This is a genomic window from Kribbella sp. NPDC031520 (genome assembly GCF_055580825.1).
Window position 1 is genome coordinate 1 of the sequence record NZ_JBVIKS010000008.1, and the last position, 15,560, is coordinate 15,560.

The 15,560-nt window shown below is 67.8% G+C and carries 16 protein-coding genes; 6 read left to right on the forward strand and 10 right to left on the reverse strand.

Features of this window, described 5'->3' with window-relative positions; translation table 11 throughout:
• Positions 1 to 746: 746 nt before the first annotated feature.
• The 3 genes from ACZ5BU_RS34035 to ACZ5BU_RS34045 all read right to left on the reverse strand — a co-directional run bounded on the left by ACZ5BU_RS34035 (position 747) and on the right by ACZ5BU_RS34045 (position 1,649).
• Positions 747 to 971, reverse strand: a complete 225-nt coding sequence (locus ACZ5BU_RS34035) for a hypothetical protein (RefSeq protein WP_465704674.1) — start codon at positions 969 to 971, stop codon at positions 747 to 749.
• A 70-nt stretch (positions 972 to 1,041) separates the two neighbouring features.
• A complete protein-coding gene (locus ACZ5BU_RS34040; RefSeq protein WP_465704676.1) occupies positions 1,042 to 1,245 on the reverse strand; it encodes a KTSC domain-containing protein in 204 nt (67 codons plus the stop codon).
• 50 nt (positions 1,246 to 1,295) lie between these two features.
• Positions 1,296 to 1,649: a helix-turn-helix domain-containing protein gene (locus ACZ5BU_RS34045; protein WP_465704678.1), complete on the reverse strand. Its 354-nt coding sequence runs from the start codon at positions 1,647 to 1,649 to the stop codon at positions 1,296 to 1,298.
• A gap of 140 nt (positions 1,650 to 1,789) precedes the next feature.
• Here ACZ5BU_RS34045 and ACZ5BU_RS34050 point away from each other — a divergent pair, with 140 nt between their 5' ends.
• Positions 1,790 to 2,083, forward strand: coding sequence for a hypothetical protein (locus ACZ5BU_RS34050; protein ID WP_465704680.1), 294 nt, complete (start codon positions 1,790 to 1,792; stop codon positions 2,081 to 2,083).
• 59 nt (positions 2,084 to 2,142) lie between these two features.
• Here ACZ5BU_RS34050 and ACZ5BU_RS34055 read toward each other — a convergent pair whose 3' ends face one another.
• The 4 genes from ACZ5BU_RS34055 to nrdR all read right to left on the reverse strand — a co-directional run bounded on the left by ACZ5BU_RS34055 (position 2,143) and on the right by nrdR (position 7,953).
• Positions 2,143 to 3,192, reverse strand: a complete 1,050-nt coding sequence (locus ACZ5BU_RS34055) for a hypothetical protein (RefSeq protein WP_465704682.1) — start codon at positions 3,190 to 3,192, stop codon at positions 2,143 to 2,145.
• Between the two features lie 189 nt (positions 3,193 to 3,381).
• Positions 3,382 to 4,011 carry a hypothetical protein gene (locus ACZ5BU_RS34060; RefSeq protein WP_465704684.1) on the reverse strand — a complete coding sequence of 210 codons (630 nt, stop codon included), beginning with the start codon at positions 4,009 to 4,011 and terminating at the stop codon, positions 3,382 to 3,384.
• A 426-nt stretch (positions 4,012 to 4,437) separates the two neighbouring features.
• Positions 4,438 to 7,356 carry a vitamin B12-dependent ribonucleotide reductase gene (locus tag ACZ5BU_RS34065; RefSeq protein ID WP_465704686.1) on the reverse strand — a complete coding sequence of 973 codons (2,919 nt, stop codon included), beginning with the start codon at positions 7,354 to 7,356 and terminating at the stop codon, positions 4,438 to 4,440.
• 117 nt (positions 7,357 to 7,473) lie between these two features.
• A complete protein-coding gene (nrdR, locus tag ACZ5BU_RS34070) occupies positions 7,474 to 7,953 on the reverse strand; it encodes a transcriptional regulator NrdR (protein WP_465704688.1) in 480 nt (159 codons plus the stop codon).
• 343 nt (positions 7,954 to 8,296) lie between these two features.
• Here nrdR and ACZ5BU_RS34075 point away from each other — a divergent pair, with 343 nt between their 5' ends.
• From ACZ5BU_RS34075 to ACZ5BU_RS34085, 3 genes are read left to right on the forward strand one after another with little or no spacing between them, the layout of a single operon-like run.
• Positions 8,297 to 8,608 carry a metal-sensitive transcriptional regulator gene (locus tag ACZ5BU_RS34075; protein WP_465704690.1) on the forward strand — a complete coding sequence of 104 codons (312 nt, stop codon included), beginning with the start codon at positions 8,297 to 8,299 and terminating at the stop codon, positions 8,606 to 8,608.
• On the forward strand, positions 8,605 to 9,567 hold the full coding sequence (locus ACZ5BU_RS34080; protein WP_465704692.1) for a nucleoside hydrolase: 963 nt from the start codon (positions 8,605 to 8,607) through the stop codon (positions 9,565 to 9,567). The genes ACZ5BU_RS34075 and ACZ5BU_RS34080 overlap by 4 nt, the downstream gene beginning before the upstream one ends.
• Positions 9,568 to 9,627: 60 nt before the next feature.
• A complete protein-coding gene (locus tag ACZ5BU_RS34085; RefSeq protein ID WP_465704694.1) occupies positions 9,628 to 10,197 on the forward strand; it encodes a GNAT family N-acetyltransferase in 570 nt (189 codons plus the stop codon).
• A 6-nt stretch (positions 10,198 to 10,203) separates the two neighbouring features.
• Here the strand turns inward: ACZ5BU_RS34085 and ACZ5BU_RS34090 are convergent, their stop codons facing one another.
• Positions 10,204 to 10,731, reverse strand: a complete 528-nt coding sequence (locus ACZ5BU_RS34090) for a LysM peptidoglycan-binding domain-containing protein (RefSeq protein WP_465704696.1) — start codon at positions 10,729 to 10,731, stop codon at positions 10,204 to 10,206.
• A gap of 366 nt (positions 10,732 to 11,097) precedes the next feature.
• On the opposite strand from ACZ5BU_RS34090, the gene lexA reads away from it, so the two are divergent.
• Both lexA and ACZ5BU_RS34100 read left to right on the forward strand, forming a co-directional pair.
• Entirely contained in the window at positions 11,098 to 11,895 is a 798-nt protein-coding gene (lexA, locus tag ACZ5BU_RS34095) for a transcriptional repressor LexA (protein ID WP_465704698.1), read from the forward strand.
• 48 nt (positions 11,896 to 11,943) lie between these two features.
• On the forward strand, positions 11,944 to 12,453 hold the full coding sequence (locus ACZ5BU_RS34100) for a glutathione peroxidase (protein WP_465704700.1): 510 nt from the start codon (positions 11,944 to 11,946) through the stop codon (positions 12,451 to 12,453).
• A gap of 126 nt (positions 12,454 to 12,579) precedes the next feature.
• On the opposite strand, the gene ligD is transcribed toward ACZ5BU_RS34100, so the two are convergent.
• The gene (gene ligD, locus ACZ5BU_RS34105; RefSeq protein WP_465704702.1) at positions 12,580 to 13,554 is read right to left on the reverse strand and encodes a non-homologous end-joining DNA ligase; all 975 of its coding nucleotides are present in this window, start codon (positions 13,552 to 13,554) and stop codon (positions 12,580 to 12,582) included.
• Between the two features lie 7 nt (positions 13,555 to 13,561).
• The gene (locus ACZ5BU_RS34110) at positions 13,562 to 15,559 is read right to left on the reverse strand and encodes an ATP-dependent DNA helicase (protein ID WP_465704704.1); all 1,998 of its coding nucleotides are present in this window, start codon (positions 15,557 to 15,559) and stop codon (positions 13,562 to 13,564) included.
• Position 15,560: the final 1 nt, after the last annotated feature.

Sequence of the window (15,560 nt, forward strand, 5' to 3'; positions counted from 1 at the left end):
CCACAGACATTGAATGCCTGTAGACGGGGTTAATGCATCTTTCGGCATTGACTTTCGGCACGCTGTTGAGTTCTCAAGAATCGGACGCACACCGCGCTTCGCACTTTCGTTTGAAGCTCCGGGGCAACTCGCCCTACTTTACTGTTTCGCTTTCAGCCGGTCAAATCGGCCTTTTCGATCCAGTCTCCCCGCGCGACTCAGTGCCCGAAACCCGCCGAGGCGTGTTTCGGCTTCCGAGACCTTCAGGGAGTTTGTTGGCGGCCCGGCCGCTTTCGCGTCCTGCGCTTCCGTCCAACAAGAAGAACATTACTGACATTCGTGGTGCGGATGCAAATCGGGGTCCTGGACCGCTGTCCGAGGCTCCCGGCACCCGTCCTCGGCGCCGATGATCCGGTGCCGAGGGAAGCAGTGCTCGTCCCTCTGGTCACATCACTCACTGGCGTCTCCGCCAGCGACTCTTCCATCATGCCGCACCCACACAAGCGGTTTTCGCGCGGGCCGGTCGGACGACGAGGTGGGAGCCGGTCAGCCGGCTCCCACCTGTCACGTACCGCACCGTCCAGCAGACGCCTCTCGGCGAGTGGCCGCTCGTAGCGGCTTAGGTTGAGGCCCGGGGTCACGAACCGGACGGCATCAGGTGTAACCGCCCTCCCCAGGGACCTATTCCCGGGTACACGAGAACTCGCTGCCACCCTGTAGCAAGCGACGCCGAGCCCTCTGCCGAGGGATACGGCGAACGGGGCTCGCTACCGTGAGGGCTGCGGAGCCGTGCAGTCGATCTTCGGGTTGGCACCAACGTAGTTGAGCGGACCGGCGACGATCGTCACGAGTGTGGTACCGACTCTGGCACAGCTCGTGCTGGAGCCGGAGAAGTAGTTCCGTTGCGCTGCGGCCGCCAGGCCGATGACCAGCCAAACGATGACGATGACCGCGATCGCACGCGATCCGGTCATGGACGCTCTAGTGCTCATGCCAGCCTCCGAGGTCGACGAACCCCCGTGTGGACGCTCCACAGGTGCCCGCGGCCGGCTGCGCGGAAACTCAGCGTTCGCGGAACTCGAAGTACGGCTTGATGTGTTTGTTGACGTAGGAGCCGATGCTCGGTGCGGCCAGCAGTGCCGCATAGGTCGGCTGCGGTACGTCGAAGTACTGGTAGATGTAGCCGTTCACGTACTCGAGCTCCAGCGTGCCGTCGGACCATCCGACCGATCGCACACTCGACGAGTTCACCGGGCGTCGCCTCATCCGCGGCTCCTTCCGCGCTCACGCTCGGCCTAGTCTGCCTCCCTCTGCGGTCAAGGCAACGGGGATCGCTTCGGATCCTCGCTCTGCAGGCGTGCCAGGGCACGCGCCAGGTCGCCGAGCGCCGCGTTGAGCTGGGTCAGCACGGTGTTGTCGATCGGCACCCGGCCGTCGTCCAGACCGAGGTTCGCCGCGAACCGCTCGTGCGCGTCGGGTGGTGCTTGGTTGAGGTAGGTGTCGAGCGCCTCCTGGAGGTAGGGACTGGGCACGAGCTCGGGTCTCTCCCGCCACTTCGTCAGCGTGCGCGGCGAAATCCCGAGCCGCTCGGCGAACGCTTCGTTGGTCATCCGCAGCGCCGTACGCAGGGCGTGGGCGTGCCGGCCGGTCCACTCGTCGATCACTGTCATCCGGGTCGCTCCTTTGCGAGTCAGTTACTCCCTGCAATGAGAATATGGCGATTCGGTGACCCCCGGTGGGCAGAATTTGTGCGCTGTGGATACCGGTTGAGTTCCTGGTGGGGGCAGGCCTCCGCGCGTTGACTTGGGCCATGGACGAGATCAGCGGGCGTACCGCGACGCTGTTGCACAGCGCGCAACGCCGTCACCTACGTATGGTCACCAGATCCGGGCCGCGCCGTTTCCAGCTGTTCCGCCACGAAGACGTGTCAGGTGTCAGCGGTACGGGCGTCGTCGCGGAGGGAGTCGAGTGGAGCGACGGGACCGTTGCGCTGCGCTGGGGCGGGTGCTTTCCGACCACCACCGTGTGGCAGGACGGCATCGATGCGCTGCTGACCGTCCACGGGCACAACGGCAGGACCACGATCCGCTGGCTGGACAAGTAGCCATGCGTATCGGACCCCGGCGCGGCGGGACGCCCCTGCAGACAACCCGCCTCGCCGGCCTACTCGGTGAAGAACTGCTCCCGGTACTCCTTGCGCCGTTCTGGTTCGGAGCCATTCAGCTCCGACTTGACCGGGCCGGTGTCGTGGTGGCCGTCCTGGCTCTCGGCGCCGGCGTGCTTCGGGACCGGGCGCTGCTGGGATTCCGCCTCCGGGGTCGTCTGGCTCGCCGTAGCGGCCGTCGCGTCGGCCGCGGTCCGAGCCGCCTCGGTGAGTTCTTCCACCGCCGTGCTGAAGGCGAGTTCGGCGCGGGTCGGCCGTTGGCGTTCGATCTCCTCGGCGGTGGTGGTTCGCCGCACGGGGAGGTCGTTCGCCGCTGCCGACAACTCGGCCAACGTGTCGAGAAGACCGAGCGCGGTCTCGACCTCGCCTGGGTGATTGACCAGCCACCAGACTGCGGCCGACCCCGGCGTCGCGAACACGTCGTCCTTCAGGTAGGCGCGTTTGTCCTGCTCCATCCGCCGCTCGAGCAGCGTGGTCTGCTCCCGGCGATGCAGGGCCGCAAGATGCTGAAGGTGCTTCTGGTCGGCGTCCGGCAACCGGAGGCGGATCTCGGTCGCCCAGCTGCGTACCTGCCCCTTCTCGTCGAGTGCCGGCTCACCGAGCAGCGCGGCAAGGCGGTGCTGGTTGAGGGATTCCTCGGTCACCTGCTGACCCGAGGTCAGCGAACGAGCCCGATCCAGCAAGGCGTCGACGGCGACCGCGCCGAGGTCGGCATGACGCGACCCCGACAGCACGGTCGACCACTGCACCACCGCCGAGAAACTGAACTGGAAGTCCGGCGACGCGGACGGCAACCGGACATCCGTGACAGTCCTCGACGGCGGCCCGGAGAACACCGGCTCCGGCTTGGGCAGTACGACGGAAGGCGCCGGCTGAGCCACGACGGGCCGAGGTTCGTCGGGCTGCTTCCACACAACGGCCAGCAACACCAGCAGCACCACGATCAGCACCACTGCCGCCCAAGCCGGCAGTCCCGCGATCAGCGAAACGACGTACAGAACCACGACAATCGCGGCAGCCGTCAGGAGCGTGTTCCGGTGGAGCTTCATGGTGGCGTTCCTTCACCGGGTCGGGCGGAGGTCAACGGGCCGACCAAGGCGCACCCGACAGCTTCCCCGTCCCCACACCATCCGAGCCACCGGCAACCCAGACCACAGACTGCGCCACACGACGAGTCCACCAAAAGTTTCCCACCCCTAACCCAAAGTAGCCGCCGAACGCGTGTCGGCTGCGGTGGGTCAGCCGGTGAGGGAGCGGAGGGCTTGGCGGGAGGGGGTCAGGACTACGGGCTTGTAGGGGCAAGGCTTGTCGGTGAGGGTTTCGTAGGCTCGGATGGCTCGGTTGGCGGCGTCCCAGCCCTGCTCGGAGGGAGTGCGACCGAGACCTCGGTTGCGGACCAAAGCGCCGTAGAAGGCGGAGCAGAAGACGGTGGCTTCGTACCAGCCGATGACCGTACTGGTGCCGATGTACGTGATGTCGTCCTGGATGCAGTCGCGGATGGCGCGTTGCCATTTGCCGATGCCGGTTTTGCAGCCGTCGGCGATCACGACGCCGCTGGCGATGCCCCACTGGTGGTCGAGGAACCAGTCGGCCAGGGACTTGAGCGAGACCTGGGTCTCGCCGTCGGTGGAGAGGAAGGACGGTTCCTCGCTGTGGTCACCGTGTGCCATCACATGCAGCACGGTCGAGGGGGTGGTGAGGGCCGAGAACGCGGTCTCGTGGTCCCGGCTGCGGACGAAGTTCACGTCGAGGTACGGGCGGTCCCAGCCGGCGTTGATGTTGCCGGTGATGCCCTGCACGAAGGTCATCGACGCGTCGAACGAACTGTCCAGACCGAGGTCCACGAGAGTGATCAGCCGGTTCTTCATAAGCCCACCCCTCCAACGCTTTTCAGCAAATCCTCACGACCCGCGGAACCCATCATGAACCACACATCGGACAGTTCGCGCGGGGGTATCACGAGGGTGAGACGGCCGTACGGCGTACGGACCGAGACCGCGGGTGCGGACCGTGATCGGCTCAGGCTGGCGGGGCCGCGTACGCCGATGGAGGACACGGATAAGCGAGGTGCCAACGCTCACACTGAGTCACGGACACCTGATGCCGCAGTTCGGTCTCGGAACCTCGGCGATGAACGACACCGATGCCGGCCGGGCGGGCGGGGTCGGGAGGTGGAGCGCGTAGGCCAGCCGTCGGAGTCGTTCCAGTTCGGCTGGGTGGGTGCCAGGTGGGCGCACCGCGGCCCCCGGGGGAAGTGGGAAGTTCCCGGGGGCCGTAGTGCTTTCAGCTACTGGTCAGCTGCAGCCGGAGGTGCTGCCGCAGCCTTCGCAGACGTAGCAGGAGCCGCTGGGGCGCATCTTGGTGCCGCAGGTGAAGCAGAGCGGTGCGTCGACCGAGGTGCCGGTGATGAGTTCGAGCATCTCGGCGGTGGTGTGGGCCTCGCCCTTGACCGGCTTGGCGGCGACCGCGTCGGCCGGCTTTGCGACGGCCTCGACCGCCTCGACGGCGTCCGCGACCGGCTCCACCGACTTCAGCGACTCGGCCTCGGAGACCTCGACCGGAGCCGGCTCGTACGAACCGGTGTCGAGCTGCCGGGACCGCTCCTCCGCGGAGTAGATGCCCAGGGCGGCCCGGTCGTCGAACGGCAGGTAGTCCAGGGCCAGGCGGCGGAAGATGTAGTCCATGATCGACTGCGCCATCCGGACGTCCGGGTCGTCGGTCAGACCGGCCGGCTCGAACTTCAGGTTGGTGAACTTCTGGACGTAGGTCTCCAGCGGTACGCCGTGCTGCAGGGCGATCGAGATCGCGATCGAGAAGGCGTCCATCACACCGGCAAGCGTCGAACCCTGCTTGCCCATCTTCAGGAAGACCTCGCCGAGACCGTCGTCCGGGTAGGAACCCGCCGTCATGTAGCCCTCGGCGCCACCGACCGTGAAGGAGGTGGTGCGCGACGGACGCGACTTCGGCAGGCGCTTGCGGGTCGGCCGGTACTCGATGACCTTCTCGACGATCTTCTCGGCGATCGCGGCCTCGGCAGCCACCGCGGTCTCGGCCTCGGAGGCCTTCTTCGCTTTCGCGTCCGCCAGCGGCTGGCCGACCTTGCAGTTGTCGCGGTACACCGCGAGCGCCTTCAGGCCGAGCTTCCAGCCCTGGAAGTAGACGTCGGCGATCTCCTCGACCGTCGCGGTCTCCGGCAGGTTCACCGTCTTCGAGATCGCGCCGGACAGGAACGGCTGCGCGGCCGCCATCATCCGTACGTGGCCCATCGGCTTGATGGCCCGTTCGCCCATCGCGGTGTCGAAGATCTCGTAGTGCTCCGGCTTCAGGCCGGGGGCGCCGACGACGTGACCGTGCTCCGCGATGTACTCGACGATCGCCTCGATCGTCTCCTCGGTGTAGCCGTACTGCCGCAGCGCCCGCGGGACGGTCTGGTTGACGATCTGCATCGAGCCGCCGCCGACCAGCTTCTTGAACTTCACCAGCGAGAAGTCCGGCTCGATCCCGGTGGTGTCGCAGTCCATCATGAAGCCGATGGTGCCGGTCGGCGCGAGCACCGAGGCCTGCGCGTTCCGCCAGCCGTTCTTGGCGCCGATCTTCAGCACGCCCTCCCACGCCGCGGTGGCGTGCTGCTGGACGTCCTTGTCGATCTCGTGCATGGTCCGGATCGCGTCGTTCGCCGCGGCGTGCTTGCGCATCACCCGGGTGTGCGCGTCCTTGTTCCGCTCGAAGCCGTCGTACGCGCCGACGATGCCGGCCAGCTCCGCGGAGCGCTTGTACGACGTACCGGTCATCAGCGAGGTGATAGCGCCCGCCAGCGCGCGACCACCGTCGGAGTCGTACGCGTGGCCGGTCGCCATCAGCAGGGCGCCGAGGTTCGCGTACCCGATGCCGAGCTGCCGGTATGCCCGGGTGGTGGCACCGATCGCCTCGGTCGGGAAGTCCGCGAAGCAGATCGAGATGTCCATCGCGGTGATGATCAGCTCGACGGCCTTGACGAACTTCACCGAGTCGAACAGGTCGTCGTCACGGAGGAACTTCATCAGGTTCAGCGACGCGAGGTTGCAGGACGAGTTGTCCAGGTGCATGTACTCCGAGCACGGGTTGGACGCGGTGATCCGGCCCGTCTCCGGGGTGGTGTGCCAGTCGTTGATGGTGTCGTCGTACTGCAGGCCCGGGTCGGCGCAGGCCCACGCGGCCTGGGCGATCTTGTCGAACAGCGTCCGCGCGTCGACGGTCTCGATCACCGAGTTGTCCAGCCGCGCACGCAGCCCGAACTCACCCTTCTCCTCGACCGCGCGCATGAACTCGTCCGAGACCCGGACCGAGTTGTTCGCATTCTGGTACTGCACGGAGGTGATGTCGCGACCGCCGAGGTCCATGTCGAAGCCCGCGTCCCGCAGGACCCGGATCTTCTCCTCCTCGCGCATCTTGGTGTCGACGAACTCCTCGATGTCGGGGTGGTCGACGTCCAGTACGACCATCTTCGCCGCCCGCCGGGTGGCGCCGCCGGACTTGATCGTCCCGGCCGACGCGTCCGCGCCGCGCATGAAGCTGACCGGGCCGGACGCGGTACCGCCGGAGGACTGCAGCAGCTCCTTCGAGGAACGGATCCGGGACAGGTTCAGACCGGCGCCGGAGCCGCCCTTGAAGATCAGGCCCTCTTCCTTGTACCAGTTCAGGATCGACTCCATCGAGTCGTCCACGGCGAGGATGAAGCAGGCCGACACCTGCTGCGGCGAGGACGTACCGACGTTGAACCAGACGGGCGAGTTGAAGCTGAAGTACTGGTGCAGGAGGAGCCAGGTGAGCTCCTGCTCGAACACCTCCGCGTCCTGCGGCGAGGTGAAGTAGCCGTGCTCCTCACCGGCCTTGCGGTAGGTCTTCACGACCCGGTCGAGCAGCTGCTTGAGGCTCCACTCGCGGTTGTCGTGGCTGACCGCGCCGCGGAAGTACTTCGTGGTGACGATGGTCGAAGCGTTCACGCTCCAGAAGTCGGGGAACTCCACCCCGCGCTGCTCGAAGACCGTCTCACCCGTCTTCCAGTTCTGCTGGACGACGTCGCGACGTTCCCACGTCACCTCGTCGTAGGGGTGCACGCCCTCGGTGCTGAACACGCGCTCGATGGTGAGTCCCGTGGGCGCGTTCTTCCGCCCGCGGAACCCGGCCGTCGACCGCTTGGTCGACCCCGAGTGGCCGGTCACCGTCTCTGTCATGGTTGCTCCTCGCCTGAGTCTGTACTACGCGGTCTGTCGGGACCGCCCCGTTGGAGTACTGCGACAACTGAACTGCTGGACCTGCTTGGAACTTCTTGGAACTGCCGTTCCCCCGGTTTACGTCTGTTGGGCCGGCTCGGTGCCCTGGGGCTCCTTCTCGGCCCGGAGCAGCGCGATCTCGGTCTCGAAGTCGTCGGCCGACTCGAACTGCCGGTAGACGCTCGCGAAGCGCAGGTACGCGACCTCGTCCAGCTCCCGCAGCGGCCCGAGGATCGCGAGTCCGACCTCGTGCGCGGGAACCTCCGGCGAGCCGCCGCCCTTCAGTGCGTCCTCGACCTTCTGGCCCAGGCGCGCGAGCTGGTCGGCGTTCACCGGCCGGCCCTTGCACGCCTTCCCGACCCCGCTGATGACCTTCTCGCGGCTGAACGGCTCGGTCGCGCCGGAGCGCTTCACGACCGTGAGCTGCATCTGCTCGACGGTGGTGAACCGCTTCTCGCAGACCGGGCACTGCCGCCGGCGGCGGATCGCTCCGCCGTCCTCGGCCACCCGGCTGTCGACCACTCGGGAGTCGGCGTGCCGGCAATACGGACAGTGCACGACGAATCACTTCCTCCCGTGACCATCCCGGGGGATGGTTTGTGGATCAGCCTGGGGACAACCTGTGTAGAACCTGTGTGCAACCAACCACTACCTGTGGAAAATTACACCCGTGTAACCACTACATGTAGGGATCCTAGATCGCTGCTCCGACAGTTTGCAAGCACGCTCGGCATCGCCCGTGTTGCCCGCGCGTGTCACAGGTTCCAACACTCGCGCGGCCCTGTGTACTCCCGCGTGGCGCCACCGCGAGGGCCGGTCCGAGGCGCAAACTACGGCCCGCACAGCCCGCTCCTCCGGGCCTTCGGCGGGATAGGGTTTCGGCGGAACCTGGGAGGATGTGGTGAGCGTGACCGAACCGGTCGCAGCGCATGCGCACGGTTACATCGGCGACAAGGACGCGTATCTGCGGCGGTTGAAGCGGATCGAGGGGCAGGCCCGCGGGCTGCAGCGGATGGTCGAGGACGAGAAGTACTGCATCGACATCCTCACGCAGGTCTCGGCGATGACGAAGGCGCTCGAATCGGTCGCGCTCGGCCTGCTCGAGGACCACCTGGCGCACTGCGTCGTCGACGCCGCCGCGGCCGGTGGACCGGAGGCCGACGCGAAGATCAAGGAAGCCTCCGCGGCGATCGCGCGACTGGTGCGCTCGTGAGCGAAGGGACCACGCGGACGCCGGTGGTTCTCGACGTCGACACCGGGCTGGACGACGCCTGCGCGCTGCTGCTCGCCGGCCGGCATCCCGAGCTCGACCTGAAGGCCGTCACCTGTGCCGGCGGGAACGTCGGGATCGACGACGTCGTCCGCAACACGCTGACGGTGCTCGACGCGGCGGGTCGTCCCGACGTGCCGGTCGCCCGCGGTGCCGCCGTACCGCTGATCCAGCCGACGCGTCCGGCGCGGCACGTGCACGGCGCGGACGGGCTCGGGGATCTGGACTGGCCGCGGTCGGCGCGCCCGACCGATCCGCGGCACGCGATCGAGTTGCTGCGCGACGTACTGCGGGATGCTGCCGCCACCGGTGAGCTCGTCACGCTGATCCCGCTGGCGCCGTTGACGAACATCGCACTACTGCTGCGTACGTACCCGGAGGCCGCGGCCGGCCTGAAGGAGATCGTCTTCATGGGCGGATCCGCGGGCAGCGGGAACGCCACGGCGTCCGCGGAGTTCAACATCTGGACCGATCCGGAGGCGGCCGCGATCGTCTTGAAGGCGGCCGACGACCTGGGCATCCCGGTCACAATGTACGGGCTGGACGTGTTCCACGACGTGGTTGTCACGCTGGAGCAGGCCCGCGCACTGAGCGGATCGTCCTCGGCGGAACTGGCCCGCAAGCTGATCGAGAAGCGCAGCGAGCGGTTCCAGTCGGACGGCGGAAGCATCGGCGACGGCGGCGCGGTCTGTGCGGTGATCGATCCGTCCGGGCTGACCACGCAGCGGTACCCGGTACGTGTCGAGCTGTCCGGCGGGTGGTCACGCGGGCGGACGATCGTGGACACCCGGGACGCGGTCGACCAGGCCAACGATCCACTGGGACCGGCGCCGATGATCAAGGTCGCGACGGCGGTGGACGCCAAGCGGTACGCCGAGTTGTGGCTGGCGACCGTCAAGTAGCCGGCCTGGCGTGAACACCGGCGGAGCTATTTTCCAGCAACATTCGACGAGGATGGTGACGTGACCGGATTCCGACCCGCGTATCCGCTGCTGACCGAGCGGCTGGAACTGCGGCCGCACCGGACGGACGATCTGGACGACCTGTACGCGTTCCATTCGCGGCCGGAGGTGGTGCGGTACACGCCGTGGCCGGTGCGGGACCGCGAGGAGACCCGGGCCGCGCTGGAGCGGAAACTGCCGCAGGGCGAACTGACCGAGGCGGGACAATGGCTGGTGCTGGCGATCGAGCTGCGCGAGACCGGAACTGTGATCGGCGAGGTGCTGCTGAAGTGGGCCAGCGAGGCGGATCGCCAGGGCGAGATCGGGTTCGCGCTGCACACGGACTACCAAGGCAAGGGTCTAGCGGCGGAAGCCGCGCGGGAGATGCTGCGAGTCGGCTTCGAGGAGCTCGGGCTGCATCGGATCGTCGCGATTCTCGACGATCGGAACAAGCCGTCGGCCCAGCTGCTCGAGCGGCTCGGGATGCGGCGCGAAGCGCATCACCTGGACGCGCTGTGGTTCAAGGGCGAGTGGGCGAACGAGTACGTCTACGCCTTGCTGGAAGACGAGTGGCGCTCCGGACTCAACTAGCTTCGATCAACCCGCGATCGGGATCTGCAGCGTCTGACCAGGAGTGATATCGGCGGGCCCGGCGAGCTTGTTCAGCTTCGCGATCTTCTCGACGACGATCGCGGGGTCCTGGCCGGGGTTGGTGGACTCGGCGATCGACCACAGGGTCTGACCGGGAGCGACCTGGACCGGGACGGTGTGAGTGAAGTGCGGCCCGGGCTCGAGGACACCGGAGACACGCAGACCCAGGACGACGACCGCGGCACCGAAGACCAGGACCGACACCGCGGTCAGCAACATGCGGCCGCGACGGGTGAGCCGGAGCGTCGGCTCGAGCTGCTCATCGACGCGGACACCCACGGACTCGCCGGAGCAGCCACGCACCGGCATCCGCTCGGTGGTCGCACCGTCGATCCGCGGCCGCCGCCGCGGGGCGGCGACCGGCGACGGGGCCGCCGTACGCTCCCTCGGGACAACCTTGAGGTGAGCAGGCGCCGCGCCCTTCGTCGAGCGGCGCGAGGCCGGTACGTCGGCCGCTACAGCTGCTGTGCTCATCGGATCCTCCAGCTCGGTCAGTGCGCGTTCTCGGTGTTGATCCCTGTCTACCGGCCGCCTCCGACAGTTTTCTGCGGAGACAACCTGTCCGACCGGCCCGAACACCTGTTCGATCGAACGTCTGTACGAATGATTAACCGACAACCACCCGTCGCGCAACCACTTCCAACCGGGACACACCCAGGAAATTCCCTGACGCCGAAGCTGCCCGCGTACGCCTTATAACCTGACACCCGAACAAACTTGCGAACCGACACGCCTTCGAACAGATGTTTGAAGAATCTCAGAATTCGGTCTACGGTCGACTCAGTCGAGCAAGCAACGGCTGGTGCGTGATCGCCGGCCCGACCCGAGGAGCAACCACCGATGGCCAGGACGCCGAGCGATTCCAGCAAGCCCGACCGGGGCGGTGGAGCGGGGCAGCAAGGATCTGCGGGCAAGGACCCGGACCGGACCGTCGCCGAGCTGCCGGACGGCCCGGCCGACGCGACCGGTCTGACGCCCCGCCAGCGCCGTGTGCTGGACGTGATCCGCGACTCGGTCGACAGCCGCGGCTACCCGCCGTCGATGCGCGAGATCGGTGAGCGGGTCGGCCTGACCAGCTCGTCCTCGGTGTCGCACCAGCTCCGTGTGCTCGAGCAGAAGGGCCTGCTCCGCCGCGACCCGAACCGGCCGCGCGCGATCGAGGTGCGCTACCCCGGCGAGGTCGACGCGGCCGCCAAGCGGGCGGCGCTCGGCCCGGTCCGGCAGACGGCGTACGACGAGACCGGTGCCGGTGACGCGCATCCGGACGCGGCGTACGTCCCGGTGGTCGGCCGGATCGCCGCCGGTGGGCCGATCCTGGCCGAGCAGGAGATCGAAGAGGTCTTCCCGTTGCCCAAGGCAATGGTCGGCGAGGGCACGCTGTTCATGCTGAAGGTCAAGGGCGAGTCGATGATCGAGGCGGCCATCTGCGACGGCGACTGGGTGGTCGTCCGGCAGCAGCCGACCGCGGAGAACGGCGACATCGTGGCCGCGATGATCGACGGCGAGGCGACCGTGAAGACGTTCAAGAAGACCAAGTCCGAGATCCTGCTGCTACCGCACAACCCGGCGTTCGAGCCGATCGACGGGAAGGACGCGACCATTCTCGGAAAGGTCGTAACAGTTCTGCGCCGTGTCTGACATATCGGACGGCGAGCGAACTTCGGCGTGACGTGTCAGCATTGAGTCATGACGACTGTCTATGACTTCAGCGCGCGGCGGATCGAAGGCAATGAACAGTCTCTTGCCGATTTCCGCGACCAGGTGCTCCTGGTGGTGAACGTGGCATCCCAGTGTGCCCAGACCCCGCAGTACACCGGCCTGCAGAAGCTCTACCGGACCTACCGCCGGCAGGGCTTCGCAGTGCTGGGTTTTCCCTGCGACCAGTTCGGCCACCAGGAGCCTGGCGACGAGAACGAGATCGCCAACTTCTGCTCGACGATCTACCACATCACGTTCCCGATGTTCGCCAAGATCGACGTCAACGGGTCGAAGACGATCCCGTTGTACAACTGGCTGAAGCGGGAGCAGGGCGGCCTGCTCGGCGGCCGGATCAAGTGGAACTTCACCAAGTTCCTGGTCGGCCGCGACGGCGGCGTGATCGGCCGCTACGCGCCCACCCACGCGCCGGAGAAGCTGTCCGACAGGATCGAGGCCGCGCTTGCCGTTCCGGCACCGTCGCCGAAAACGAACGACTGACAATCTCCTAATTGCTGCGACAGTTGAACAGAAAGCGTCTCAGCGATCCGCACTATTCACCGCATTTCGAACAATTCGGCCGTTCGCCGCATGTCGCGACGTTCGCCGGCCTCTCGTGAAATGTATTCAGCTGCGGTCCACGAGGACCGATTCCGGGTCGATGTCGAGACGTAGACCGCGCCAGACCGGATGCCGCAGCCGGCCGTCGCCGGCCCAGCCGGAATAGGTCACCTCGGCGACCAGGACCGGGTCCAGCCAGTGCGCGCGCCGCCGGTCCGTCGTCGGGATGCTCGACGGATCGAACGCGGGCCGGTCGATCTCCAGGCCGCTCAGCTCGGCGCTGAGCAGGTCGAGCGTCGCGAAGTCCAGCCCGGAGCCGACCTTGCCGATCAGCACGAGGTCGTCGCCGTCGTACGCCCCGCAGTAGAACGAGCCGATCTTCCCTTCCCGGTTGCCCTCCCCCGGATGCCAGCCGCACAGCACGACGTCGCGGGTGAGCACCGGCTTGATCTTGATCCAGTCCGCGCTGCGGCGACCGGGCAGGTACCGCGACTTGCGGCGCTTGGCCACGACGCCCTCGAGCCCTTGTGCAGCAGACTGTTCGAGCGCCGCGTCGCCGTCGGTCAGAGCGGGCGGCACCTCCCAGAACGGGTCGCCGATGTCGAGCGAGTCGAGCAGCCCGCGGCGGTCGTCGTACGTTGCCTCTAGCAACCACTTGCCATCGAACCGGAGGACGTCGAAGAGCCGGACCGAGACCGGTACGTCGGTGATCAGGTGCCGGAGCTGGCGTGGATCGCGGACGTGCATCCGCCGCTGCAGCAGCCCGAACGACGGTGCGCCGTTCTCGTCGAGCGTGACGATCTCCCCGTCGAGTACGGCGGGCAGCCGCAATCCTGGCGCCTCCGCCAGGCCGATCAGCTCCGGGTACCCGCCGGAGACGTCGTGGCTGTTCCGCGACCAGAGCCGGCAGACACCGTCGTCGACCTCGGCGATGACCCGGATGCCGTCCCACTTCAGCTCGTACGACCAGCCGGCGCCGGCGGGCATCTCCCCCAACGCCGCCATCATCGGCAGCACCGGCGGACCGGTCACTGGGCTCATGAAGCCATCATGCCGTCTGCAACCGCCTCAGGGCGCCGAGCACCTTCTCCCGGTCGGCGGTCGGCCACATCGGCGGGAGCGACGCGCGCAGGAACCCGCCGTACCGCTGGGTGACGATGCGGGGGTCGAGGATCGCGACCACGCCGCGGTCGGTGCTGCGGCGGATCAGCCGGCCGGTGCCCTGGGCAAGCAGCAGACCGGCGTGCGTCGCGGCGACGGACATGAAGCCGTTGCCGCCGGCCTCGTCGACGGCGCGCTGCCGGGCGGCCATCAACGGCTCGTCCGGGCGCGGGAACGGGATCCGGTCGATGATCACCAGGTTGCAGGTCGAGCCCGGTACGTCGATGCCCTGCCACAGCGACAGCGTGCCGAACAGGGAGGTCTCCGGGTCGTCGACGAACTCGCGGGCCAGCTCGCCGAGCTGCGCGTCGCCCTGGCACAGCACCTTCAGATCGGTCGCCTCGCGGACCGCCGCGGTCGCCGCCTCGGCCGCGCGACGCGACGAGAACAGGCCGAGCGTCCGGCCGCCGGCCGCGGTGATCAGGTCGACGATCTCCTCGAACTGCTTCTTGCCGAGGCCGTCGCGGTGCGGCGCGGGCAGGTGCTTGGCGACGTACAGGATGGCCTGCTTCTCGTACTCGAACGGGGAGCCGACGTCGAGGCCGCGCCACGGCAGCGGGCCCTTCTCGTCGTTCTCGTCGAGGTCGGGCATCTCGTCGTCGTCATCGAGTTTGTCGTTCGGACGGAGGCCGACCTGGCGGGCGATCGCGTCGAAGTCGCCGCCGAGGGTCAGCGTCGCGGACGTGAGCACGGCCGTACGGTCCCGGAGCACGAGCTCACGAAGCAGGCCGGCCACGGTCAGCGGCGCGATCCGGAGCTCGCGGCCGAAGCGGTCGCGGTCGATCATCCAGACCACGTCGGCGTCGCTCAGCGCCGCGACCCGTTCGGCGACGTCGAAGATCTCCTTGACCGCGCCCTTCGACTGCCGCTTGGCGCCGTCCGGGTCGTTGTCCTTGTCGTCGGACTTCTTGTTGAGGTCGGAGTACAACGCGCGGGCGGCGTCGCGGACCAGGCCGGCGGCCTCCAGGACCGCTGTGCTGGCCGGCTCGATGCGGCCCTCGCGGGTGCCGTCGAGGGCGACGCGGAGCGCGTCGGAGGCGTCGATCAGGTCGTCGGCCTTGTCGTCGTCGACGAACCGGCGCGCCCGCCGGGCGGCGCGCTCGACCATCTGTGGCGACAGCTCGTCGCCCGCGGCGCCGGTGACCCGGGCAGGCAGCTCGTGCGCCTCGTCCACGATCACGACGTCGTGCTCCGGCAGGACCGTCCGGTTCTCGAAGGCGTCGATCGAGAGCAGCGCGTGGTTGGTGATGACGATGTCGGCCTTACGGGCCTCTTCCTTGGCCTTCTCGGCGAAGCACTCCTCGCCGTACGGGCACTTCTGCGCGCCGAGGCACTCGCGGGCGGCGATGGCGACCTGGTTCCAGGCCTGGTACTGGTGGGAGGGCGCGTGGTCGCGGTCCCCGGCCTCGCCGTCGGCGAGCTGCTGCTCGGCCCATTCGCGGAGCTGGACGACCTGGCGACCGACCTCGCCCGCCGGCGGGACGTCGATCAGCATGCCGTCGTCGTCCGGCGCCCCCTCACGGATCCGGTGCAGGCAGGCGTAGTTGTTCCGCCCCTTCTGGATCGCGTACTTCGGCCGCCGCGGCAGGAGCTTCTCCGTCGCGTCGAGCAGTGCCGGTACGTCGCGGTCGACGAGCTGGGACTGCAGCGCCAGGGTCGCCGTCGAGACCACCACCCGACGGTCCTCGATGGCGTGCAGCAGCGCGGGCACCAAGTACCCGAGGGACTTGCCGGTGCCGGTGCCGGCCTGGACGAGCAGATGCGATCCCTCGTGCATCGCGGTGTCCACGGCTTGCGCCATCTCCACCTGCCCGGGCCGGGTCTGACCGGCGATCCCGGACACGGCGGCTTCCAGCAGTTCTCGCACATCGACACCCACCGCCACA